Below are 19,487 nucleotides of genomic sequence, written 5' to 3'. Positions count from 1 at the left end.
CTCATCCGCGCGTCTCCCGCCGGGCGGTGCCGAGCCGCCGTACGCCCTCCGTGATCTCCGCGGTCCCGGCCACCGCGGCGAAGCTCAACCGCAGGTGGGGGGCGGGGGGTTCGGCGCTGAAGTACGGACGGCCCGGGGCGACCGCGACACCCGCGCGCAGGGCCGCCGCCGCGAGGGCCGCCTCGTCGGTGCCGTCGGGCAGGCGCGGCCAGAGGTGGTAGCCGCCGGACGGGACGTGGGCCGGGGCGAACTCCGGCAGACCGCCGCGCAGCGCGGCGGTCATGGCCTCCCGGCGGGCCCTCAGCTCCGCGGAGACGGCGCGCAGATGACGCGGCCAGGCGGGCGAGCCGACCAGTTCCAGCGCCGCCTCCTGGAGCGGCCGGGGCACGAAGAAGGTGTCGACGACCTGGATGGCCCGCAGCCGTTCCAGCACCGGGCCCCGGGCGGCGAGGGCGCTCACCCGGAAGCTGGGCGAGGTGGCCTTGGTCAGCGAGGCGACGTGGACGACGACGCCGTCGGGGTCGTCGGCGGCGAGCGGGCTCGGCAGCGGCCCCGCGTCCTCGTGGACCATGCGCCGGGCGAAGTCGTCCTCGATCACGAAGGCACCGGCCGCGCGGGCGATGCCCAGCACCTCGGCGCGCCGGTGGGGGGCGAGCACGGCGCCGGTCGGGTTCTGGAAGAGGGGCTGGGAGACGAACACACGGGCACCGCTCGCCCGGAACGCCTCGGCGAGCAGCCCGGGGCGGACGCCGTCCGCGTCGACCGGCACCGGGACCGGGCGGAGGCCGGAGGCGTGGGCGATGGCCAGCATGCCCGGGTAGGTGGGCGACTCGACGAGGACGGGGGCTCCGGGCGGTGCCAGCGCCCGCAGGGCCGTGGTCAGGGCGGCCTGGCCACCCGCGGTGACCAGGACCTCGGCGGCGGTGACGGTGCCCCCGATGCCGCGCGCGAACCACTCCCGCAGCTCCGGCAGCCCCTCCATGGGCGGCCGGCCCCAGGCACCGGGACGCCTCCCCGCCCGGGACAGCGCCGCCGCCATGGCCCGCTCGGGCTGCATCGAGGGGTGGAGATAGCCGCCGTTGAACTCGATGACCCCGGGCGGCGGCCCGGCCAGCGAGGCGAGGACCCCGGAGGCGTCCACGGAGCGCGGTACGAGATCCGCGGCGCCGTCGGCGCTGAGGGCGACCTCCTGCCAGGAGGTGTCCCCGGCGGGAGCCGCGGCGGGGTGCGGAGCGGCGCGGAATGCCCCGGCGCCGGGCCGGGTGACGACCAGCCCCTCGGCGGCGAGCCGGGCCAGCGCGCGCGAGACGGTCACCGGGCTCACCCGGTGGCGCTCGACGAGGGCCCGACTGGACGGCAGCTTCTCACCGGGAGAGTAGCGGTCCAGCTCTCTTCGCAGGAGACCAGCCAACTCCGTCACACTGCTACGCTCATACATGAGAGCAAAGAGTAGCGCTACCGAATCACGGACGATATCGGTCGGCACCCTCGCCCCCGACCGCGCGGCGGGCCCGGACGGACCGGCCGGGGGCACCACCACCTCCTCCTTCGGCACGGCCCAGGCCGCGCTCGGCGTCGTCGCCTTCTCCCTCACCTTCCCCGCCACCGTCTGGGGCCTGGAGGGCTTCGGCCCCTGGTCGCTGGTCGCGGTGCGCAGTGTGCTCGCGGCGGTGCTGGCGGGCGGCTGCCTGCTGGTGCTGCGGGCCCCGCTGCCCGAACGGCGGCACCTGCCGGGGCTGGCCGTGGTGGCCGCCGGGGTGGTGCTGGGCTTCCCCCTGCTGACCACGCTCGCGCTGCGGACCTCCACCACCGCGCACGCCGCCGTCGTGGTCGGCCTGCTGCCGCTGACGACCGCGCTGCTGTCCGCGCTGCGCGTGGGCGCCCGGCCCTCGCGCGCCTTCTGGGCCGCCGCCTGCGCGGGCGCCGCGGCCGTGGCCGTCTTCACCGTCGCCCAGAGCGGGGGTGCGCTCACGGTGGCCGACGCCTATCTCTTCGGGGCGCTGCTGGTGTGCGCCGCCGGATACACCGAGGGCGGGCGGCTGGCGCGGGTGATGCCGGGCTGGCGGGTCATCGGCTGGGCGCTGGTACTGTCCCTGCCGCTGGCCGTGCCGCTCACCGCGGTGGCCCTGGCGCACGAGCCGGTGCGGCTGACCGGGCACGGCGTCGCCGGGCTGCTGTGGGTGGCCGCCGGATCGCAGTTCCTCGGCCTGGTGTTCTGGTACCGGGGCATGGCCGCCGTCGGCATCCCCCGGGCCAGCCAGTTGCAGCTCGCCCAGCCGCTGCTCACACTGGTGTGGTCGGTACTTCTCCTGGGCGAGCGGCTGACGGTTGCCGCACCGCTGACGGCCGTGGCGGTGCTGGTGTGCATCGCGGTCACCCAGCGGGCCCGGGGGTGAGCGGCAGACAGGCGAGGAGGCCTCACAGATGCGCGCATCCAAGGGCGACGAACTGGTCCAGCACGGCCGTGTGGTGGGCGAGCACGACAAGGTCGCGGAGATCGTCGAGGTGATGGGTCCGCGGGGCGGTCCCCCGTACCGCGTCCGCTTCCAGGACGGGCACGAGGCCGTCTGCTCCCCGGGGCCCGACTCCGAGATCAGGCACCGCGAGATGCGGACCTGACCGGCGGGCCCGACCGGTCGGCACGGATCAGCGGGGCGGGCCCACGGCCTCCCGGTAGTGGTCGGCGGTGACCCGCGCCATCGCGCCGATCCGGTCCTCGGCGGCCTCCCGCGCCGCGAAGAAGACGTGCCCCCGAACCCCGGGGGTGCGGGCGGCCAGGGCGAGGTGCCGGGAGAGTTCCGCCGGGTCCTGCCAGGCGGCGGACCGCGCCGGATCCCCGGCCTTGTACAGCGCCTCCCCCACGTACAGGCGGGTCCGGCTGCCCTCGGCGACGCCCGACCACCAGTCGAGCAGCGTGGCGTAGTCGGCGCCGGGGCGGCCGATCTCCCAGTAGAGCTGCGGCACGACGTAGTCGATCCAGCCCTCCCGGACCCAGGTGCGGGTGTCCGCGTGGAGGTCGTCGTACGACTGGACGCCGGCGGCGGTGTCGGAGCCGCGCGGATCGGTGGCCGCGTTCCGCCACACCCCGAAGGGGCTGACGCCGAAGCGGGCGGCGGGCCGGGTGGTCCTCAGCCGCGCCGCCGTCTCGCGCACCAGTCGGTTCACGTTGTCCCGCCGCCAGTCGGCCCGGGTGGCGAAGCCCGCCCCGTGGGCGCGGTGGGAGGCGTCGTCGTCGAAGCGCTGCCCCGCCACCGGGTACGGGTAGAAGTAGTCGTCGAAGTGGACGCCGTCCACCGCGTACCGCTCCACCGCGTCGAAGACCGCGTCCTGCACGAAGGCGCGCACCTCGGGGCGGCCCGGGTCGTAGTACAGCCCGCCCCCGTACGGCACGACCCAGTCGGGGTGCTCGCGGGCGGGGTGCGAGGGCAGCAGGCGCGCCGGGTCGTCGTCGACGGCGACCCGGTAGGGGTTGAACCAGGCGTGCAGTTCCAGTCCGCGGGCGTGGGCCTCCCGCACGGCGGTGTCCAGCGGGTCCCAGCCCGGATCGCGGCCCTGGCTGCCGGACAGGTACGAGGACCACGGCTCCACCGCCGACGGCCACAGGGCGTCGGCGGTGGGCCGCACCTGGAGGAACACCGCGTTCAGCCCGCGGCGGACGGCGGTGTCGAGGTGCGCGAGCAGCTCGGCCCGCTGCTCCCCCGGCCGCAGTCCCGCGCGGCTCGGCCAGTCCCGGTTCGCCACGGTGGCCAGCCACATGCCCCGCATCCCGGTGGCGGCTCGGTGGCCCGCGCTCCGCGGGCCCCGGTCGCGGAGGGAGGGGGGCGGGGACGAGGCCGACACGGTGCCGGGCCGCACCGCGACAGCCGACAGCGCCGCCGCAGTGAAGGCCCGACGCGACATCCGGCCCATGACACCACCTCCGTGACGTTGCACACACATCCGGTGACTCTTCGGACACAGCCCCTCAGCATGCCCCACCCGGAGGCCCGATCCACGGCTCGTCGGAGGTAACGTGCACGATCGGAGCAGGCGCCGGAGACCCCGGAGAGGTCTGCTGCCACCGCCGTGGACCAGCGAAAGGGACGATGTGACCGGCACCTCGGGAGATATCGCACGCGTCGGCGTGGTGGGCTGTGGGCAGATGGGGGCGGGCATCGCGGAGGTGTTCGCCCGCTCCGGACTGGAGGTGAAGGTCGCGGAGACCACCGGCGAGGCGCTGGAGATCGGTCGCACCCGGTTGTTCACCTCCCTGACCAAGGCCGCCGCGCGCGGCAAGATCACCGAGGAGGAGCTGGAGGCGGCCCAGGCCCGGCTGACCTTCACCACCGACCTCGGCGAGTTCGCCGACCGCGACCTCGTCATCGAGGCGGTCGTCGAGAACGAGCAGGTCAAGACCGAGATCTTCCAGGTCCTCGATCAGATCGTGACCCGGCCGGACGCGATCCTGGCCTCCAACACCTCCTCCATCCCGCTGGTGAAGCTGGCGGTCGCCACCTCTCGGCCCGACCACGTCATCGGCATCCACTTCTTCAACCCGGCCCCCGTGCAGCAGCTCGTCGAGCTGATCCCGGCGCTGACCACGTCGGAGGGCACGCTCGGCCGGGCGCAGCTCTTCACGGAGAAGGTGCTCGGCAAGCACGCCATCCGCGCCCAGGACCGGTCCGGCTTCGTGGTCAACGCACTGCTGATCCCGTACCTGCTCTCCGCGGTCCGGATGTTCGAGTCGGGCATCGCCAGCCGTGAGGACATCGACAACGGCATGGAGCTGGGCTGCGCGCATCCGATGGGTCCGCTGAAGCTCTCCGACCTGATCGGCCTGGACACGGTCGCCTCGGTCGCCCATTCGATGTACGAGGAGTTCAAGGAGCCGCTGTACGCCGCTCCCCCGCTGCTCCAGCGGATGGTCGACGCGGGCCGTCTGGGCCGGAAGAGCGGCTCCGGCTTCTACAGCTACGGCTGACCTGCGCAAACAGATCCTCGGACACTCGCCACGCCCCCGCTCCCGAGCACGTTGAAGGGCCGTCACCGGTGATCTCGGCAACGGCCCTTCAAGATCGCTACGCCTCTCAGGGAGTTCTCAGGGGGTTTTGGTGGGAGGTCACATCACTCCCTCATGCGGCACGAGCAGGAACCGCCCCAGCGCCTGGAACGGCCTGAGCGGATCGGCCACCTGATCGTTCAGGTTCTCTGCTCGCCTCACAGCCATCCCGTGCACCGCAGCGTACTCCTTGACCCAGACCAGTGCCGAGGCCAGCGCACGGTCAGGGTTGTCATCCGGCTCCGTGCGGATCTCCCCCTCGGGCAGTCCGGCCGCGGTCAGCATGGCGCCCACTGTCCACGGGCCACGCGCGTACCGGGCTCCCTGCACGTACACCTCCACCGACTCAAGGTTCCGTTTCGCGGGCGGGGACATCGACGTGGATTCCGTGAAGGCGAGCGGCTCGACCGCCCAGAGGTCCGGCGCCGCCGGCCGCACCGCTGCTCCGGCCCCAGGGTCCAGCCAGTTGTCGACGGCCGTGCGCCCGCGCATGCCTCGGTCCGGCATGAAGTGTGCGTAGATCTTGAGGGTGATGTCGGGTGAGGCATGCCCCATCCAGTGAGAGATCGAGATGACGTCTTCGCCTGCGCCGAGCTGCACGCTCGCGTAGGTGTGTCGCCACCGGTGGTGCATCATCTCCCGGGACGGTTCCCAGCTCGCGCCGTCCTCGCGCGGGGCGATCAGGCCCGCCGCGGCGAGCGCGGGCTTCATCACCCTCTGGTTGAACGTGGACGGGTGAATGCGGTTCCTGTGTGCGCTCGTGGCCAGCACCTGCACGGTGGCGTTCGGACGGTTGTGGTTTCCCGGCCCCTTCCACGGCAGCGTCACCACAACCGGCGGGTAGGCCACCAGGTACTCGTCGAGCTGTTTCAGCAGCCCGGGGGACAGCGGGATGTCCCGCTCCTTGTCGCCCTTCGGCAGCTTGAAGTACGGGCGCGTGCTGTTCTCCCAGAGAAGTTGCCGACGGAGGTGCAGCACCATCAGGTCACGGTCGATGTCGTCCGGGCTGAAGCCGAAGGTCTCCGCCTGACGCATGCCGGCACGCATACCGAGATCGGCGACGATCTGGTACCGGCTGGGCATCGCTGCGCGGATCGCCTCCGCCTCTGCCCTGGACCAGGCGCGGGCCTTCGTGTGACCTGCTCCTGCCGGGCGCACTCCCTTGTCTGCCTCCCGGCACGGGTTCTTCGCGATGCGCTTGCCGACAGCCGACTTGAAGACGCTCGACAGGTGGTTCCAGATCACCTCAAGGGTGGAGGCGGCCAGCCCGCGGCCTGCGAGTTCACGCTTCCACTCCATCAGGTGGGTGTCACCGATGACGTTCATCGGTGTCCTGCCGAGGCTGGTGTCCACGATGTGGTTGAAAATCTTCGACCGCATCGTCGTCGCGGTGTTCACCGGGTCGGTGCGCTTGGGCCACCACTCGTCCCGGATGTAGTCGCCGAGGAGGATCGCCCCGTCTCGGTCGTCGATGAACTCCTTCTTCTTCGTCGTCAGGATGGCTTTGGTCTTCCACTCCTTCGCTTCGTCGAGCGTGGCGAAGGAGCGCTTTCTGACGCCGGGTATGCCAGCCACCCGGTAGCGCAAGCACTTCTTGTAGAGCGCAGTGCGCTCACGTTTCCCGGTCTCCGGGTTGGGTCGTTTGGTCAGCCAACGGTCCTCGATCCACCCTGACGTCGCCACGGCCAGCCCTCCCCCCGCAGGTCGTTGAGGCGGACCTCAAGCAGGCGCTCCGTCACTTGCAGTTCGGCTGCTGCGGTGTGGAGGTCGGTCGTCCACTGGGCGACCTCGGCGAGGTCCGAGATGCCGATCAGTTTACGGGCGGCCTCGCGGTCGGCACGGTGCTCTTGACGGATCGATGCGGCACGGTCTGTGCAGCCGACGTCGTCGGCGATGACGTGTTCCAGTTCGTGGGCGAGGACGCACCGCTCCTGGACAGCACTTAGCCCAGACGCGACGACGACGCGGCGGTGCTCCCGGGACCACGCTCCCCAGGTGTCCCGGAGCCACATCCGCATGATGGTGATCCCCAACTGTTCCAGGATCACCGCAGGCGCGTACTGAAGGCCCGTCTGGGCGTTCAGCAGCGAGGACGTTATGGACATGCGCCCCCCAGGGGTCGGACGGGTGGGAAGCGCGCCGGAGTGTTCATTCCTACCCGAAGAGTCACAGGCAATGGAAGGAAACGGTAGGAAGTCTTTCAACTTCCTTCGCGTCCCGGCGATTCGGGACAGCGTCAGGCACCCTGACGGGGCTTCCGCAGGGCTGCACCGCGGGGGGCGACAGACGGTTCACCGGGCCGATTGGTTGTACGGTCAGCCGTCGCCCCGCTCAAGGGCGTTGCGTATGCGGGCTGCATCGTCGGCCGGCACTCCCTCACCAACGGCGTGCGGCCGGTAGGCAGCCAGCTCGTAGCCGCTCCGCCCCCCTCCCCCGGTGGTGGCGTCGGCCAGGAGTCGCTGCACGGCGATCTCGAAGTCGTCGCGAGTCTTGACAGGTGCACCGCACAGCACAGCCGTGCGTGCGAACTCGTACACACCCGGCAGCAGCTCATAGAGCCGCTGCCTCGGCGTGGCCTCCTTCGCGACCGCGGCCTCCGCCCCCTCCAGGACCGCGCCCGGATCTTCACCCGCGAGGATGCGATCGGTCCATCCCGCCCGCCAGCCGAGCGCCGCCACCGTCGGCTCCAGGGTTGGCGGCTTGGCCCGCTTGGGCACCTTGCCCGTTTCCAGGCTGGCGATGCTGCGAGCACTGATCTCCCCGCCCCGGTCGCGCACGCGCTCCGCGAGCTGCTCGCGCGTGATGCCTTGCCGGTTGCGGTCACTACGGATAGCGCGGCCCAGCGCTGCCCACGCCGTGGGGTCGTGGTTCATCGGGTCTCCGCTCGGGTCTCCAGAGGCAATGAGAAGCAACAACAGGAAACAACCTACCAATCGGTTAGGCCCGCCTAACAGACGAGATTCCGTCTCCGACCTGCACCTCCGGGAACTTTCCAGTCTTTTCCTGTTGACGGCTTGCAACCCTGCGTTTTCTTTCCTAATCTTTCCACTGTGAAGGCGCGAGGACAGAGCATCCGGCGCAATCGCGAGGAGTCGGGCCGTGGCCTGACGGAGTTCGCCAACCGCATCGGGATCTCCCCCTCGTACTTGTCCCGGATCGAACGAGACCAGGCCAACCCCAGCCCGGGCGTCATGCGGCGCATCGCCCAGGAACTCCGCAAGGAGCAGCGGGCCCGGGAGGCCATCGCAGAGATCACCGACACCGAAAGGCAGGGCGATGAGCAGCCCTCAGAGTGAGAGCGCAGGCTCCCCTCACCTCACCGCGAAGCAACTCGCCGCCAGGTGGCAGACCACCCCCAACGCGATCTACATCGCGCGGCACCGGGGGAAGGCCCCTCAGGGTTTCAAGCGCGGTACCGGCCTGCTGTTCCCGATCACCGCCGTGGAGGCGTTCGAGGCAGCGCAGTTGTCGGACGACCGCCCGTCGAACCGCAGGGCTGCAACCCAGCTCCGGCCTCCGGAGCCCCTGAGTGCCCGTCGGCCTCGTCGGCCCTCGAAGGTCTGACCCGCCCTTAACGCGCCGAAGGGCCGCCCAGCTTTGCCCGCCTGGCGACCCCCGACCGGCGCCCCCACTCACTTGAGAAAGCAGAGGTCACCGTGACCACACACAGTACCCGGACCGCCGGGTCCAGCAGGAGCACCCGGCTCGTCGACACGGCCGCAGGCGTCATCTCCCGCGCGATGCAGCAGGGCTGCACCCTGCCGGCCGCGCTCGCCAACGCCCTGGACTCCGCCCGACTCCTTCAGTCCCCCGAGACCGCCGCCGCGATGCAGCGGCTGCGGGACGACCAGGCGGCGAACGACCACGAGTACGAGACGGCCACCGCCCGCATCGCCGCGCTGGAGAAGGCCGCCGTCGAGGGACGAGCCGCGCTCGCCTCCTTCTGCCACGACCACCCGGACCCCGGCACCGCGGCGCTCGGGGCCCTCTACCTCCTTCAGCAGGCCACGCACGGCACGCCGATGCAGCCGGGCGAGACCGTGCCGAAGTTCTACCAGGCGTCGCACGAGTCGATCGTGATGGGCCTGTACATCACGGCCGCCGAGGCCCGGCGGCACTGCGAGACCGAGATGCGGCGCGACATCCCGGGCGCCTCCCTCGACTGGATCGAGGACGACGAGGACGGCGTCGCCGAGCTGGTCGCCGCGTTCAGTGAGGACGAGCGGCCGACCGGCTACGTCGTCACCGCTCTGGAGGTCACCTCCGACTACCACGAGGGGGTCGACAAGTGAGCGTGCAGATCACCATGTTCTGGGGCAAGCGGGCGGACGTCCGGTCGTATCCGCCTCCGCTCGGGTCCCTGTACATCGACCCGGACGGGATGGGCTCCGGTCCCCACCTGTCGCTGCTGTTCGGATCCGACATGCCGCTGGACGAGCAGGTCGTCATCGCGGACCGGGTCCTGGCCGCTGTCCAGCGCTGGCGCGACGACACCGTCGAGAAGGCCACCCGCGAGCGGGCCGCCCAGAAGGAACTCGCTGAGGCCCGCGCGGAGATCGCCCGCCTGAAGGGCGAGACGGGGGGTGCCCAGTGAAGTGCGGTGAGCCGAAGCCTGACGGCACCTACCAGACCTGTGACGAGGAGCTGGGGCACCGCGGCCGTCACGCCTACCTGGGCGGTAGCTGGCCGCGAGTCCAGCCCGCCGCCCCGGACTGGGACGTCAACGAACTGCTGGAGGACGCGACCCCCGCTGACGCGTGGGGCGTGAACAAGCGCAGATTCCCGATCATCGTGACCGAGACCGTCACCCGCGTGCTCTGGGTGGACGCCGAGACCGAGGACAAGGCACTCGCCTACTGGGCCGACGACTACTGCGACATTCCCCTCAAGGACGCCGTGGTCATCGACGGCTACCTGGACTTCGAGCGGCCCGACAGGCACCAGCGGGAGGAGGCGTTCCGGGCGGCTGCGACCCGGCAGGAGCGGACGATCGGCCCGTTGATCCGGTGCCCCGGGTGCGGACGCGAGGAGATCCGGCGCGCATGGTTCCACGACCCGTACCGGAAGTGCCACGGCCCCATCCAGTGGGAGATGACCGCGGTCGGACGGCTCAGGCGCGCGTACCGGAAGACGCCCGCCGCGCGGGAGGGGTCGGCATGAGCCCGCTGGCCACCCTTCACCAGATCGTCGCCCCCACCGGCCACACGCCTGTTCTGCTCGACGACCTGCTCGGCGGGCCCTGGCCCGAGCCCCGGACCGGTGAGTCCTTCACCCCGTGCTGGGCCGACTGCCCGCCCTGCGGGAAGGCCACCGCCGGCGCCGCCCACACCGGCGGCTGGACCTGCGGCGAATGCCTCACCACCAGCCCGGTCGAGGTCCAGCGGTGAACCGCGAGCGCGGCAGCGACCGCATCGTCACCGCCGTCCGCGAGACGACCCCCGAGGAGCGCGTCGCCGCGTCCCGCCTCGTCCTCCGTGAGGCCCGCGACCGGGAGGACCTCCGCTTCCTCCTCGATGTCCTCGGCCTCGCCCGCCAGGGCGACGAGTAGCGCACCGGCCGGGCGGTGCATCCGTCCCGCCCGGCCGGTGTCAACAGCCCCTCCCTGAAAGCGAGCACCACCATGCCCAGTACCCGCAAGCCGCCGCCGCTCATCGCCTTCGTGGACACCGAGACCACGGGCCTGGACCCTTTCCTGCACGACGCGTGGGAGATCGCGGTCATCCTCCGGGCCGACGGCCAGGACCAGGAGCACATCCTGCGGATCGAGCCGGACCTCACGAACGCCACCCCCGAGGCCCTCCGCATCAACCGCTTCCACGCGCGGACGGCGGACCCGGCGTGGGTCTGGGACAAGCGTGAGGCCGCAGCCCGCCGCCTGCACCCCCTGCTGGACGGCGCGGTCCTCGTCGGCTCGAACCCGGCGTTCGACGCCGAGATGCTCACCCACCTGCTCGGCCGGTACTTCGACCAGCCCCGCCCCTGGCACTACCGGACCATCGACACCACCACCCTGGCCGTCGGCGCCCTGTACGGGAGGGCCGCCGAGCGGACCCGCGCCGACTGCGACGCCACCTGGTACAGCAAGGTCGCCCGCGCGGTCGGCTGGCCGTGGCACTCCCGCGACGTGTCCCGGCTCGTGCAGGTCGAGCCCCCGGCGCCGGACGTCGCGCACACCGCGCTGGGCGACGCCCGCTGGGTCCGCGACCTCTGGGACCAGGTGACCGTGCCGGACGCGTTCTTCGCCGCCTCGGACGAGCAGCTCGCCGCGATGGTCGGCGACGCCATGTCCCACCTGCACCGGAGGCAGGCATGACCCAGCTCCAGCTCCAGTTCCCCGAGCCCGTGCAGGGCACCGTCGACCCGGCCGCCGGGGAGAGAGCGAAGAGCGCCGGCATGGCGCGCGCCGCGGCGAACACCCCCGTCGAGTGGGCGGACGCGTGCGCCGCGGCGATCGAGTTGATGGCCCGCCGGGGCGTTGTCTTCCAGGCGGCGGACCTGATCGCCGAGGGCCTGGTCGACGAGCCCGACAGCCCGCAGCGCTGGGGGCCCGCGTTCCTGCGGGCGTCGGCGGCCGGGGTCATCGAGGCCGTCGGCTACGCCAAGTCGAAGCGGCGCACGGTGCACTCCAGCGCCTGCCGGACCTGGCAGGGCACCGCCGACTACCGCCGGGCCGCGGCGTGACGGCCGCCGGCGGCCCGGCCATGCCTTCCCTGGGCACGGTGCGCCGTCTCCAGGCCCTGGCCGTGGTCGGCTGGCCGACCGCCCGGCTGTCCCGGGAGACCGGCCTGAGCCCGGGCCGCCTCGACCGGCTCCTGGCCGCCGCCGTCGCCGTCGTGTCCGCCAGCGAGGCCCGCGCGGTCGCCGCCGCCTTCACCCGCCTCGGCGGGGCCAGCCCCGGCCTGTGCGGTGTCTCGCACATCGCCGCCCGCGCCGCCCGCAACCGGGCCGGAACAGCCGGGTGGGCGCCGCCGGCCGCGTGGGACGACGACACGATCGACGACCCGGCCGCCATCCCCCAGTGGACCGGGCACTGCGGCACCACCCGCGGGGCCGACATCCACGACCGCGACGGCCTGCCCCGGTGCCCGCCCTGCCAGGCCGCCCTGGACCGCCACCGGCCCCAGCAGCGCCACCACGCCCGCCGCGCATAGACCCCACCCCGCTTCGCTGAACGAGAGAGACCCAGGTGAGCACTGACGACCGCGTGCAGTCCGTCCGTAACGCCTGGACCAACGCCCTCCGGGCCGAGGTCCTGCGCGTCGGCCGACGCATCCCCGAGGTGGCGCGCGTCGTCACGGTCGGCATGTGGATCGCCACCTACGCCGACGCCGACGGCAGCAACGCCTTCCCCGGCCGCGACACCCTCGCCACCCTGGCGGGCTGCTCGCAGGAGACCGTGACCCGCGCCGTGCGTGTCCTGATGGGCGTCGGGGTCCTCGCGCGGAAGCGACGCCCGAACGCCTCGGCGATGTACCAGCTGCTGATGCCGCTCGGCGGCGGCCTCGACTGGCAGACCCACATCCACCACATGACCGAGACCCGGCAGCGCGTCGCCCGCCGGAAGGAGAAGGAGAAGGCCGCGGAGGCCGTGACCCGGACAGCGTCCCCGGACGCGGTCCGGACAGCGTCCGCGCATGGGGTTCCGGACAGCGTCCGCGTCGGGGGTTCCACACCCGCATCCGACACCCCGGACAGCGTCCGCGGACGCCCCCGGAACGCGTCCGGGGACGCTGTCCGGACAGCGTCCGCGTCGGGGGTCTACCAGTACATCCCTACCTCCGGTAGGGACCCCCTCCCCGACCACACTCTGGCTGGCCTTTCACCTCAGCCACCGAAGCGCGCGGGCGAGGCCGTGAAGAACGAGTCATCGACGAGGGAGAAGCAGGCGGCCAAACCGCGGGACGCCGCACTCGCGGCCGTGCAAGCCCGCGAGGCCCTCGCCCGCTGCGCCGAGTGCGACATCACCCTTCCCTACGGCGACTCGGGCGTCTGCCAGGGATGCACCGAGTACCTCGCCACCCAGTCCGGACAGCGCACGACCTGAGCCGCCCATTCGGATATCCGGCGCCCGCGCGCACACCCACCCTCTGGAGCCTCTGATGAGCCACGCCATCCCCACCACCCCGCAGGACAACCCCGCCGACACGATCATGGCCGCGCTCGCCCACGGCATGACCGGCCACCCCGAGAACGCCGCACCGCTCTTCGAATCGTTCATCCTCGGCGGACGCGGCCCCGCCCTCGGCCTCTGCGCAGCCCTCGCCGAAGTCATCGTCCGCATGGGCCATCAGCCCCTGCCCAAGGACGGAGGCTTCGGGCTCCTCGTCTACGACTCCAGGACCGGCAAGCACGTCAACGTCACAGCCCTGCCTCCTGGTGTCCGCTTCGCCGCCCAGTTCACCGCTGCGTGGGCCAACCACCAACGGGACACCGCCGCCGCCCACTTCGACGCGCTCATCACCCCCGGCACGGACGAAGCCGCACTCGCCCTCGCCGCCGGCATCCGCGCCCTGTTCGACATGGCCGTCGCCACGCTCGCCGCCAAGACCGGCCGCACCCCGTGAACACGGCGGCCCGGCCGGGAGATAGCCGGCCGGGCCAGCCCCGCACCCTACCCGCCGCCGAGGGACCGGTAGTCCCGCAAACCACCAGGAGAACCCCGTGACCGACCGCCTGACCGCCCAGCAGCTCGCCGACATCGAGACCCGCACCAACGCCGCCACCGACGGCCCCTGGGGCACCTACGAGTTCGGCGGCGACACCCTCATCGAGATCGCCGCCGGGCTGGAGGAGACCGGCACCGGCTACCGGGCCCGGCGGGAGATCTGCCGTCTGGAAGACGAGCCGATGGACAACGACCCGACGCACACCGAGTGGACGGGCGAGGAGGACTGGGAGCAGGTCCAGGCCGACGCCGAGTTCGTGGCTCACGCCCGGACCGACGTGCCCGTGCTGCTCGCCGAGATCCGCCGCCTCGACGCGCGCGTCAGGGAGTTGGAGCGCCCGGCCGTCGAGGCGAAGCGGGCCGAGATCCGCCAGTCCTTCGCCGAGCTGGCTGCCGCCGCCCGCGAGATCCGCGATTACGAGGGCGCCGTCGAAGTCCAGTGCCGTCTCCAGGACCGCGAGGAGCAGTGGAAGCGCGAGGACGCCGCCGCCTCGTGACCGCAGTGCGGCCGCCCGCAGGGAGCGCGGGCGGCCGGTGCCCCCACCCTTCCACACCGAGGAACCCCTGATGACCGATCCCACCACCCCGCCCGTCCCCGCGCCGGTCGTGGACCGGGCCGCGCTCCGCGACCTCATCGCCGACGCCCTCGAACGCGCCGATTACCGGCCCGACATGCGGCGCGGCGACCTCGCCGACGCGGTGCTGGCCGTGCTGCCCGCGCCCGCTGGGTGCCTGACCCCCGACTACGCCGACGGCCCCTGCCACTGTCCATCCTGCGACCCTGCCGCCCACCGCACCGCGCCCGCCGACCGGGCCGCCGCGCTGGTCCGCGCCTGCGCGTCGTTCGTCCGCGACACATACAGCGGCGAATGGGCTGACGACGCCGCAGCGACGCTGGAGGCGGACGCTGCACGGATCGAGCGCGGCGAAGCGTGCAGCCTGCTGCGCCTCGCCGCCGCGTTCTCCACGACCACGAATCACGTCTCCGCGCCCGTCTGCATCTGCGGACACCCCGCCGAGAGGCACTTCGAGGACGTCTGCCAGACCTGCGGGTGTGGCGACTACCTGGAACCCCGAGACGCCGCCGAGGTGATCACCCGATGGAGGCAGGCCGCCTTGAAGGCACGCGCCGTCCGGGCCGCTGCCCTCCGCGAAGCCGCGGACTTCGCTGGCAACGACGACACCTGCGGCTGCGGTGGCTGCGGCTCCTGCGTGTCCAACGCGATTGCTTCCGGGCTGCGTCGCGTGGCCGACGAGACAGAGCCCGAGGACGACGAGGGCCTGTCCGGCCCGTGCGACTGCGGTGAGGGCGCCGTGCACTACACGGCCACCAGCTGCCCGGCCGAGCTGCGCAGCCTGGCCGACGAGACGGCAGCCACCGAGACCGAGGGGCACAAGCCGCTTCACCACTGGCGCGTGGAAATCCTCGACGGCGACGAGTGGATGCCTGCAAGCGGGCTACGCCGCGACCGCGCCCAGGCCGTCGACCAGCTCCGGATGTCCAGCGCGAGGCGCCCCTCGTGGACCGACGGCACGCCGGTGCAGCGCCGTCTTGTCCGCGAGACGACCACGTACACCGTGGAGCAGTCCGCCGCCGGGGCGTGGCAGGACGGGGCGCAGCGATGACCGTCACCCCGCTCGGTGTCGAGGTCTCCTGCGACGGGCCGGCCGAGCAGACCGACTGCCCCGAGAACGCCGCCGTCGCCGCCCGGTTCGCGTCGTGGACCGCGCGGGAGGTCCGGGCGGACGGGCGGGCCGCCGGGTGGTCCCGGCGGCGGCGCGGCGGCCACCTCCGGGACCTATGCCCCAACTGCGGCACCACCCGACAGGACGGGGCGGACCGTGGCTGACCTCGCGCCCACCGAGTACCTGTACGAGCTGTACGACGCCAACTGGGATGACGGCCCCCTCGGCAACTACAAGATCCACGCCCACCCGATCACGAAGAAGACCAGCCGCCGGATCTACTTCACCTACCTGAACCAGACCCGGCCCTCGTTCGTCGACCGGCAGCAGATCGAGGCCGACGGCGAGGTCTACCACGGGGCCACCCTGCGCCGCCTCCACCTGGCGCCGCCGGAGATCCCCCACCAGGCCAAGCCGGTATCCCTGGCGGAGCTGAAGCAGCAGATGGCCGCCGCGCACCCCGACCGGGGCGGGAGCAGCGAGGCGTTCATCGCGGCGAGGCAGCGCTACGAGACGGCGAAGTCCCGGCCGAGCGGGGTGGCGTGATGGTCGAGGCCCTCGCCGCCGCCCGCACCCTCGGCTGGCCTCTCCCCGCTCTGATCGCCGTCCTCGCCGCCGCGAGCACCCTCGCCGCCGACCTCCTCGCCGCCGCCATCGACACCAGCCTCCGCCTCGCCCAGACCCTCCTCCGCCACGCACTCACCGGGAGACACCCATGAACCCCACCATCATCGACCTCCGCCGCGAGCTGGAGAAGGCCCGCCTCACCCTCGTCGACGCCCAATCGCATCTGTCCGCTCACGCCCAGATGAACGCCGCGCTTCACTGCGCGAGCGAGGTGTTCTACTCGCCGCTGCACGCCAAGGTCACCGCCGCCATCGCCGGGATCGAGCACGCCCTGGAGCGCACCCAGGAAGCCGTGACAGCCACTGCGCTGAAGCCCCCGGCCGGCCACCACGACGGCACCTGTCCTTGGATCGGGATCCTCATCGACCTCGACCGCTGCCAGCACGGCCGCCACCAGGGCGACGCCTGCGGACCCGACGGCGCCTGCACCGGAGCGTCCGCCGGGAACCCGCACCTGCGGCCCGGAGCGGTCATCGGCTACAGCCTGCGCCGGGACCCCATCGTCATGCCCGACCGCGACCACAAGCACGACCCGGCTGCGTGGCGTGGGAGGGCCCGAGGGGGAACAGCCGTGACCGGCCCTGCCTGACCTGTTGTCTGCCGCCCGGCCTGTCACGGCCGGGCGGCCACCCCGAGGAGACCCATGACCTGCCCCGCCGACCAACTCCGCGCCGCCGCCGCGCTCCTTCGGCGCCTCGCCACCGCAGCCAGCACCGACCCCGACGGCACCCCCACCGCCCACTGGCACTACACCGCCCTACGGCTCGGTCGCGCCAGCCTCCACGGCGACCATCTCACCCTCGATGACGACCGCGTCGTCTCCTGGCCCAGCCTTGTCCGCGGCGGCGACTTCCGCCGGCCGTCGTACATGTACGTCAACCACGCCGCCTACGCCGCCACGATGGGCCCCGCCGTCGGCCTGGCCCTCGCCGACTGGCTGGAGGCCGCCGCCGCAGACGCCCAGGAGATCGGCGCCAGCCCCCAGGCCCTCGCGGTCGCCCAACAGCTCCTCGGCCAGCCGTGACCGGCCCCAGCACCACGCCCCGGGGCGAGCACACGCCCCGCCCCGGGGCCACCTGGCAGACCCACCTCGTCCGTATCGAGCAGCTCGTCGACGACGACGCCCCCGACCCCCGACCGAACCGAGCCACCCGCCGCGCCGCCGCGCGCGCAGCACGGAGGAACCGATGACCGACGAGACCGACGTCTCCCGCATCACCGGGAGACGACCGTGAACATCCCCCAGCTCACCACGAACCCCCGTACCGGACTCGTCCGCTGCGGCTGGAAGGCCACCGCCACCGCTCCGCCCTGCGGTGCGCCCGCCGAATGGCACATCGCCTGGAGCCTCACCCCCGGCAACGCTTCCTTCTCGCTCCTGTGCGCCGACCACATGGAGGCCGCGAAGTGGCTGTTCGTCTACGCCGACCGGCACCTGGCCCGCGCCGACTGCGACATGCCGAGCACCGGCTGGTGGACCAGCGACACGCCCCCGTCGCTGTGCGTAATCGTCACGACCGACAACGTGGGGAGGGCATCGTGATCCGCGTACTCCTTGACGACGTCCGGGCCGCCGACCGGCTGATCGAGGCCCTGTACGTCGCGGCGGGCGTCCGGCCGCACGGTCCACAAGCTGTGGAGTGGCTGACCCTGGCCGCCGCCCTGGAGCACGAGATAGACACCCTGCCGCCCACCTACCCGCCCCGGGACCGCCACCGCCCCGCAGACAGCACCCCCACCGGCGCCCGGCCCGCCCAGACCAATGTGCCCACCGGGAGGTACCTGTGACCTGCGACCCGTGCAACCGCTCCACCGGCTACCTGTGCACCTGGCACCGGGCCAAGCTGGATGCGCGGCTCCGCGCCCTCCCCGCGCTGTACGCCGAGGTCGGCGAGTGCCTCGTCCCCCGGCGTACCGGGTGGGGCAACATCGTGGCGACCAAGGCCGCGGCCGGCCCCCGCTCCCCAATCAACGAGGACATTCTCGACACCGTCAACTGGGGCCGGGCGGCCGAGATCCTCCGGTCCTGGCGCGAAGATGTCCGCCGTCTCCGCTGGCCTCACCGGGGGGAGACGCCGCCGGGTGGCCTCGCGGAGGACTGCCGGTGGCTCGTCCAGGAGCTGGACTGGATCGTCGCGCAGTACCCGGCGGCCGGAGACCTCGCCCGCGAGGTCCGGGACCTGGAGGCGGCCGCCCGGGCCGTCGTCGGGGACCCCGTGCCCCAGCGGAAGGTGGTCGGCCAGTGCATCGCCCTCACCGACGACCAGGGCACCGTGTGCGGGGCGGCCATCACCCACCGGGCCGGAGAGACCCGGCTCGTGTGCCGGGCATGCCGCTGCGTCTACGAGGGCCAGACCGAACTGCTCCTGCTGCTGCACTACCAGCCCGTCCCGGCCGCCTGATATCCAATGCGGGGTTACATACAACCGGGGGTGTGATAGCCTCGGAGAGGTGGAAACGCCCCCCTGGCGGGACCGTATCCGCGCGGAAGATGAGCTGCTGGAACAGCTCGACGCCCAAGCGGAACAGGCCCGCAGACGACGAGCGGAGGCCCTGAAAGAAGGGGCCGACAACCTCGGCAGCGTCTACGCCGTGGCAAAGGACCAGCACCTGAGCTGGACCGCCGTGGCGAACGCGATCAAAAAGTACACAACCGCATAAAGCGAGGGCCGGACAGCAGCTCTCCAGGTGCTGGAACACCCGGAGGCGCGCGCGCCGCCCGACCCTCAACGCCCCCGGAGCGCAGCAACGCTCCGGGCACTTGATCACGAGAGAGACGAGACCTCCTCATGACCCAGCAGAACCCTAGCGCGCCCGAGTCCGGCGGCGACCCGGCGGCCCGCGCCGCCGAGCTGCACGCCCAGTGCCGCGCCGACTACGAGCAGGCCGAGGCCCGCCGCGCCCAGTCCGCCGGCGCCGCCCGCGACCAGTACGCCCTCGCCACCATCCACGCCGCCGACACGGTGAGCGTGACCCGATGAGCGAGACCCCCGACACCCTGACCGGCCCGGTCCGGGCCCTGCTCACCGCGATCAGCGAGACCCTCACCCTGCCCCACCCCGGCCGCGACTACACCGACCTCGCCGGGTACGAGCAGCACGCCAGCGACCGCATCACCTGGATCCAGGCCACCATCCGCGACGTCCTCGGCGGCGACGCCATCCTCGGACTCCAGTGGGAGGCCGACTACCTCCGCAAGCAGAGCGAACTGCGCCCGGCCGACTACCGGACCGTCGACGAGTACATCGCGGCGCTGAAGGCGGGTGGGGGCCAGTGAACACCGTCGCCCAGCCCGTCCTCGCGCTCGCCGCCCTCGTCCTCGCGCTCGCCGTCCTCGGCCTGCTCCTCCGGGCGCTCCGCAGGACACCGGCCGCCGTCGCCGTCGCCTCCCTCGCCGCGATGGCCTGCACCGCCTACAGCGCCGACACCAGCTGGCGGTTCGCCGAACACCGCCTCGACATGGCCTCCGCC

The 19,487-nt window shown here is 72.5% G+C and carries 34 protein-coding genes and 1 pseudogene; 30 read left to right on the top strand and 5 right to left on the bottom strand.

Going from position 1 to position 19,487, the window contains the following annotated elements; translation table 11 throughout:
- Position 1: 1 nt before the first annotated feature.
- Complete coding sequence (locus tag GTY84_RS22470; RefSeq protein ID WP_161228130.1) at positions 2-1,438, bottom strand: PLP-dependent aminotransferase family protein; 1,437 nt, start codon at positions 1,436-1,438, stop codon at positions 2-4.
- On the opposite strand from GTY84_RS22470, the gene GTY84_RS22465 reads away from it, so the two are divergent.
- Together GTY84_RS22465 and GTY84_RS22460 are read left to right on the top strand one after the other, a co-directional pair.
- Positions 1,437-2,396 (top strand): DMT family transporter, encoded by a 960-nt coding sequence (locus GTY84_RS22465; RefSeq protein WP_161228129.1) that lies wholly within the window; start codon positions 1,437-1,439, stop codon positions 2,394-2,396. The genes GTY84_RS22470 and GTY84_RS22465 overlap by 2 nt on opposite strands.
- 28 nt (positions 2,397-2,424) lie before the next feature.
- Positions 2,425-2,619, top strand: a complete 195-nt coding sequence (locus tag GTY84_RS22460; protein ID WP_161228128.1) for a DUF1918 domain-containing protein — start codon at positions 2,425-2,427, stop codon at positions 2,617-2,619.
- Between the two features lie 27 nt (positions 2,620-2,646).
- Here the strand turns inward: GTY84_RS22460 and GTY84_RS22455 are convergent, their stop codons facing one another.
- Complete coding sequence (locus tag GTY84_RS22455) at positions 2,647-3,909, bottom strand: family 10 glycosylhydrolase (RefSeq protein WP_161228127.1); 1,263 nt, start codon at positions 3,907-3,909, stop codon at positions 2,647-2,649.
- Between the two features lie 178 nt (positions 3,910-4,087).
- Between GTY84_RS22455 and GTY84_RS22450 the strand changes: the two genes are divergently transcribed.
- On the top strand, positions 4,088-4,960 hold the full coding sequence (locus GTY84_RS22450) for a 3-hydroxybutyryl-CoA dehydrogenase (RefSeq protein WP_161228126.1): 873 nt from the start codon (positions 4,088-4,090) through the stop codon (positions 4,958-4,960).
- Positions 4,961-5,098: 138 nt separating this feature from the next.
- Here GTY84_RS22450 and GTY84_RS34095 read toward each other — a convergent pair whose 3' ends face one another.
- The 3 genes from GTY84_RS34095 to GTY84_RS22435 form a co-directional block, all read right to left on the bottom strand.
- Entirely contained in the window at positions 5,099-6,721 is a 1,623-nt protein-coding gene (locus tag GTY84_RS34095; RefSeq protein ID WP_161228125.1) for a site-specific integrase, read from the bottom strand.
- Positions 6,685-7,143 (bottom strand): ImmA/IrrE family metallo-endopeptidase, encoded by a 459-nt coding sequence (locus GTY84_RS22440; protein ID WP_161228124.1) that lies wholly within the window; start codon positions 7,141-7,143, stop codon positions 6,685-6,687. Before GTY84_RS22440 ends, GTY84_RS34095 begins: the two co-directional genes overlap by 37 nt.
- A 210-nt stretch (positions 7,144-7,353) precedes the next feature.
- Positions 7,354-7,911, bottom strand: a complete 558-nt coding sequence (locus tag GTY84_RS22435; protein ID WP_161228123.1) for a helix-turn-helix transcriptional regulator — start codon at positions 7,909-7,911, stop codon at positions 7,354-7,356.
- Between the two features lie 177 nt (positions 7,912-8,088).
- On the opposite strand from GTY84_RS22435, the gene GTY84_RS22430 reads away from it, so the two are divergent.
- From GTY84_RS22430 to GTY84_RS22310, 27 genes and pseudogenes are all read left to right on the top strand, one after another.
- Positions 8,089-8,334, top strand: a complete 246-nt coding sequence (locus tag GTY84_RS22430; RefSeq protein WP_161228122.1) for a helix-turn-helix transcriptional regulator — start codon at positions 8,089-8,091, stop codon at positions 8,332-8,334.
- Positions 8,315-8,602: a DNA-binding protein gene (locus GTY84_RS22425; RefSeq protein WP_161228121.1), complete on the top strand. Its 288-nt coding sequence runs from the start codon at positions 8,315-8,317 to the stop codon at positions 8,600-8,602. The genes GTY84_RS22430 and GTY84_RS22425 overlap by 20 nt, the downstream gene beginning before the upstream one ends.
- A gap of 92 nt (positions 8,603-8,694) precedes the next feature.
- Positions 8,695-9,330 carry a hypothetical protein gene (locus GTY84_RS22420; RefSeq protein WP_161228120.1) on the top strand — a complete coding sequence of 212 codons (636 nt, stop codon included), beginning with the start codon at positions 8,695-8,697 and terminating at the stop codon, positions 9,328-9,330.
- On the top strand, positions 9,327-9,632 hold the full coding sequence (locus GTY84_RS22415; RefSeq protein ID WP_161228119.1) for a hypothetical protein: 306 nt from the start codon (positions 9,327-9,329) through the stop codon (positions 9,630-9,632). Before GTY84_RS22420 ends, GTY84_RS22415 begins: the two co-directional genes overlap by 4 nt.
- Positions 9,629-10,198, top strand: coding sequence for a hypothetical protein (locus GTY84_RS22410; protein ID WP_161228118.1), 570 nt, complete (start codon positions 9,629-9,631; stop codon positions 10,196-10,198). Before GTY84_RS22415 ends, GTY84_RS22410 begins: the two co-directional genes overlap by 4 nt.
- Positions 10,195-10,425, top strand: coding sequence for a hypothetical protein (locus tag GTY84_RS22405; RefSeq protein WP_161228117.1), 231 nt, complete (start codon positions 10,195-10,197; stop codon positions 10,423-10,425). Before GTY84_RS22410 ends, GTY84_RS22405 begins: the two co-directional genes overlap by 4 nt.
- Positions 10,422-10,586, top strand: a complete 165-nt coding sequence (locus tag GTY84_RS33100; protein ID WP_202551592.1) for a hypothetical protein — start codon at positions 10,422-10,424, stop codon at positions 10,584-10,586. Before GTY84_RS22405 ends, GTY84_RS33100 begins: the two co-directional genes overlap by 4 nt.
- Positions 10,587-10,658: 72 nt before the next feature.
- Positions 10,659-11,351: an exonuclease domain-containing protein gene (locus GTY84_RS22400; RefSeq protein ID WP_161228116.1), complete on the top strand. Its 693-nt coding sequence runs from the start codon at positions 10,659-10,661 to the stop codon at positions 11,349-11,351.
- The gene (locus tag GTY84_RS22395) at positions 11,348-11,719 is read left to right on the top strand and encodes a hypothetical protein (protein WP_161228115.1); all 372 of its coding nucleotides are present in this window, start codon (positions 11,348-11,350) and stop codon (positions 11,717-11,719) included. Before GTY84_RS22400 ends, GTY84_RS22395 begins: the two co-directional genes overlap by 4 nt.
- 38 nt (positions 11,720-11,757) lie before the next feature.
- Positions 11,758-12,189, top strand: a complete 432-nt coding sequence (locus tag GTY84_RS22390) for a hypothetical protein (protein ID WP_161228114.1) — start codon at positions 11,758-11,760, stop codon at positions 12,187-12,189.
- 35 nt (positions 12,190-12,224) lie between these two features.
- Positions 12,225-13,082, top strand: coding sequence for a helix-turn-helix domain-containing protein (locus GTY84_RS22385; protein ID WP_161228113.1), 858 nt, complete (start codon positions 12,225-12,227; stop codon positions 13,080-13,082).
- 55 nt (positions 13,083-13,137) lie between these two features.
- Complete coding sequence (locus tag GTY84_RS22380) at positions 13,138-13,602, top strand: hypothetical protein (protein ID WP_161228112.1); 465 nt, start codon at positions 13,138-13,140, stop codon at positions 13,600-13,602.
- Positions 13,603-13,699: 97 nt separating this feature from the next.
- Positions 13,700-14,200 (top strand): hypothetical protein, encoded by a 501-nt coding sequence (locus GTY84_RS22375; RefSeq protein WP_161228111.1) that lies wholly within the window; start codon positions 13,700-13,702, stop codon positions 14,198-14,200.
- 70 nt (positions 14,201-14,270) lie between these two features.
- Positions 14,271-15,329 (top strand): hypothetical protein, encoded by a 1,059-nt coding sequence (locus GTY84_RS22370; protein WP_161228110.1) that lies wholly within the window; start codon positions 14,271-14,273, stop codon positions 15,327-15,329.
- A complete protein-coding gene (locus GTY84_RS22365; RefSeq protein WP_161228109.1) occupies positions 15,326-15,553 on the top strand; it encodes a hypothetical protein in 228 nt (75 codons plus the stop codon). The genes GTY84_RS22370 and GTY84_RS22365 overlap by 4 nt, the downstream gene beginning before the upstream one ends.
- On the top strand, positions 15,546-15,935 hold the full coding sequence (locus GTY84_RS22360; RefSeq protein WP_161228108.1) for a hypothetical protein: 390 nt from the start codon (positions 15,546-15,548) through the stop codon (positions 15,933-15,935). The genes GTY84_RS22365 and GTY84_RS22360 overlap by 8 nt, the downstream gene beginning before the upstream one ends.
- Entirely contained in the window at positions 15,935-16,108 is a 174-nt protein-coding gene (locus GTY84_RS22355; protein WP_161228107.1) for a hypothetical protein, read from the top strand. The genes GTY84_RS22360 and GTY84_RS22355 overlap by 1 nt, the downstream gene beginning before the upstream one ends.
- A complete protein-coding gene (locus GTY84_RS22350; RefSeq protein WP_161228106.1) occupies positions 16,105-16,605 on the top strand; it encodes a hypothetical protein in 501 nt (166 codons plus the stop codon). Before GTY84_RS22355 ends, GTY84_RS22350 begins: the two co-directional genes overlap by 4 nt.
- Positions 16,606-16,659: 54 nt before the next feature.
- A complete protein-coding gene (locus GTY84_RS22345) occupies positions 16,660-17,040 on the top strand; it encodes a hypothetical protein (RefSeq protein ID WP_161228105.1) in 381 nt (126 codons plus the stop codon).
- Entirely contained in the window at positions 17,037-17,207 is a 171-nt protein-coding gene (locus tag GTY84_RS33095) for a hypothetical protein (protein WP_202551591.1), read from the top strand. The genes GTY84_RS22345 and GTY84_RS33095 overlap by 4 nt, the downstream gene beginning before the upstream one ends.
- A 40-nt stretch (positions 17,208-17,247) precedes the next feature.
- Complete coding sequence (locus tag GTY84_RS22340) at positions 17,248-17,559, top strand: hypothetical protein (protein WP_161228104.1); 312 nt, start codon at positions 17,248-17,250, stop codon at positions 17,557-17,559.
- Entirely contained in the window at positions 17,556-17,804 is a 249-nt protein-coding gene (locus tag GTY84_RS22335; RefSeq protein WP_161228103.1) for a hypothetical protein, read from the top strand. The genes GTY84_RS22340 and GTY84_RS22335 overlap by 4 nt, the downstream gene beginning before the upstream one ends.
- The gene (locus GTY84_RS22330; protein ID WP_161228102.1) at positions 17,801-18,418 is read left to right on the top strand and encodes a hypothetical protein; all 618 of its coding nucleotides are present in this window, start codon (positions 17,801-17,803) and stop codon (positions 18,416-18,418) included. Before GTY84_RS22335 ends, GTY84_RS22330 begins: the two co-directional genes overlap by 4 nt.
- Before the next feature lie 49 nt (positions 18,419-18,467).
- Positions 18,468-18,677 (top strand): hypothetical protein, encoded by a 210-nt coding sequence (locus tag GTY84_RS22325; RefSeq protein WP_202551630.1) that lies wholly within the window; start codon positions 18,468-18,470, stop codon positions 18,675-18,677.
- A gap of 128 nt (positions 18,678-18,805) precedes the next feature.
- A complete protein-coding gene (locus GTY84_RS22320; RefSeq protein WP_161228101.1) occupies positions 18,806-18,997 on the top strand; it encodes a hypothetical protein in 192 nt (63 codons plus the stop codon).
- Positions 18,994-19,293, top strand: coding sequence for a hypothetical protein (locus GTY84_RS22315; protein WP_161228100.1), 300 nt, complete (start codon positions 18,994-18,996; stop codon positions 19,291-19,293). Before GTY84_RS22320 ends, GTY84_RS22315 begins: the two co-directional genes overlap by 4 nt.
- Positions 19,290-19,487 (top strand): annotated as a pseudogene (locus tag GTY84_RS22310) (hypothetical protein); the annotation flags it as partial. The gene GTY84_RS22315 and the pseudogene GTY84_RS22310, both read left to right, overlap by 4 nt.

It is taken from the genome of Streptomyces sp. SID8352, assembly GCF_009862265.1.
In the GTDB taxonomy this organism is placed as follows: domain Bacteria; phylum Actinomycetota; class Actinomycetes; order Streptomycetales; family Streptomycetaceae; genus Streptomyces.
The sequence above is the reverse complement of the archived record's forward strand: the minus strand, read 5'-3'. Positions and strand labels throughout refer to the sequence as shown.

Bases quoted from the DNA above. Each gene is read 5' to 3' on its own strand.
- GTY84_RS22465 (WP_161228129.1), top strand. From the start codon at position 1,437: ATGAGAGCAAAGAGTAGCGCTACCGAATCACGGACGATATCGGTCGGC.
- GTY84_RS22470 (WP_161228130.1), bottom strand. From the start codon at position 1,438: ATGTATGAGCGTAGCAGTGTGACGGAGTTGGCTGGTCTCCTGCGAAGA.
- GTY84_RS22460 (WP_161228128.1), top strand. From the start codon at position 2,425: ATGCGCGCATCCAAGGGCGACGAACTGGTCCAGCACGGCCGTGTGGTG.
- GTY84_RS22455 (WP_161228127.1), bottom strand. From the start codon at position 3,909: ATGGGCCGGATGTCGCGTCGGGCCTTCACTGCGGCGGCGCTGTCGGCT.
- GTY84_RS22440 (WP_161228124.1), bottom strand. From the start codon at position 7,143: ATGTCCATAACGTCCTCGCTGCTGAACGCCCAGACGGGCCTTCAGTAC.
- GTY84_RS22435 (WP_161228123.1), bottom strand. From the start codon at position 7,911: ATGAACCACGACCCCACGGCGTGGGCAGCGCTGGGCCGCGCTATCCGT.
- GTY84_RS22425 (WP_161228121.1), top strand. From the start codon at position 8,315: ATGAGCAGCCCTCAGAGTGAGAGCGCAGGCTCCCCTCACCTCACCGCG.
- GTY84_RS22405 (WP_161228117.1), top strand. From the start codon at position 10,195: ATGAGCCCGCTGGCCACCCTTCACCAGATCGTCGCCCCCACCGGCCAC.
- GTY84_RS22400 (WP_161228116.1), top strand. From the start codon at position 10,659: ATGCCCAGTACCCGCAAGCCGCCGCCGCTCATCGCCTTCGTGGACACC.
- GTY84_RS22395 (WP_161228115.1), top strand. From the start codon at position 11,348: ATGACCCAGCTCCAGCTCCAGTTCCCCGAGCCCGTGCAGGGCACCGTC.
- GTY84_RS22380 (WP_161228112.1), top strand. From the start codon at position 13,138: ATGAGCCACGCCATCCCCACCACCCCGCAGGACAACCCCGCCGACACG.
- GTY84_RS22370 (WP_161228110.1), top strand. From the start codon at position 14,271: ATGACCGATCCCACCACCCCGCCCGTCCCCGCGCCGGTCGTGGACCGG.
- GTY84_RS22365 (WP_161228109.1), top strand. From the start codon at position 15,326: ATGACCGTCACCCCGCTCGGTGTCGAGGTCTCCTGCGACGGGCCGGCC.
- GTY84_RS22355 (WP_161228107.1), top strand. From the start codon at position 15,935: ATGGTCGAGGCCCTCGCCGCCGCCCGCACCCTCGGCTGGCCTCTCCCC.
- GTY84_RS22350 (WP_161228106.1), top strand. From the start codon at position 16,105: ATGAACCCCACCATCATCGACCTCCGCCGCGAGCTGGAGAAGGCCCGC.
- GTY84_RS22345 (WP_161228105.1), top strand. From the start codon at position 16,660: ATGACCTGCCCCGCCGACCAACTCCGCGCCGCCGCCGCGCTCCTTCGG.
- GTY84_RS22320 (WP_161228101.1), top strand. From the start codon at position 18,806: ATGACCCAGCAGAACCCTAGCGCGCCCGAGTCCGGCGGCGACCCGGCG.
- GTY84_RS22315 (WP_161228100.1), top strand. From the start codon at position 18,994: ATGAGCGAGACCCCCGACACCCTGACCGGCCCGGTCCGGGCCCTGCTC.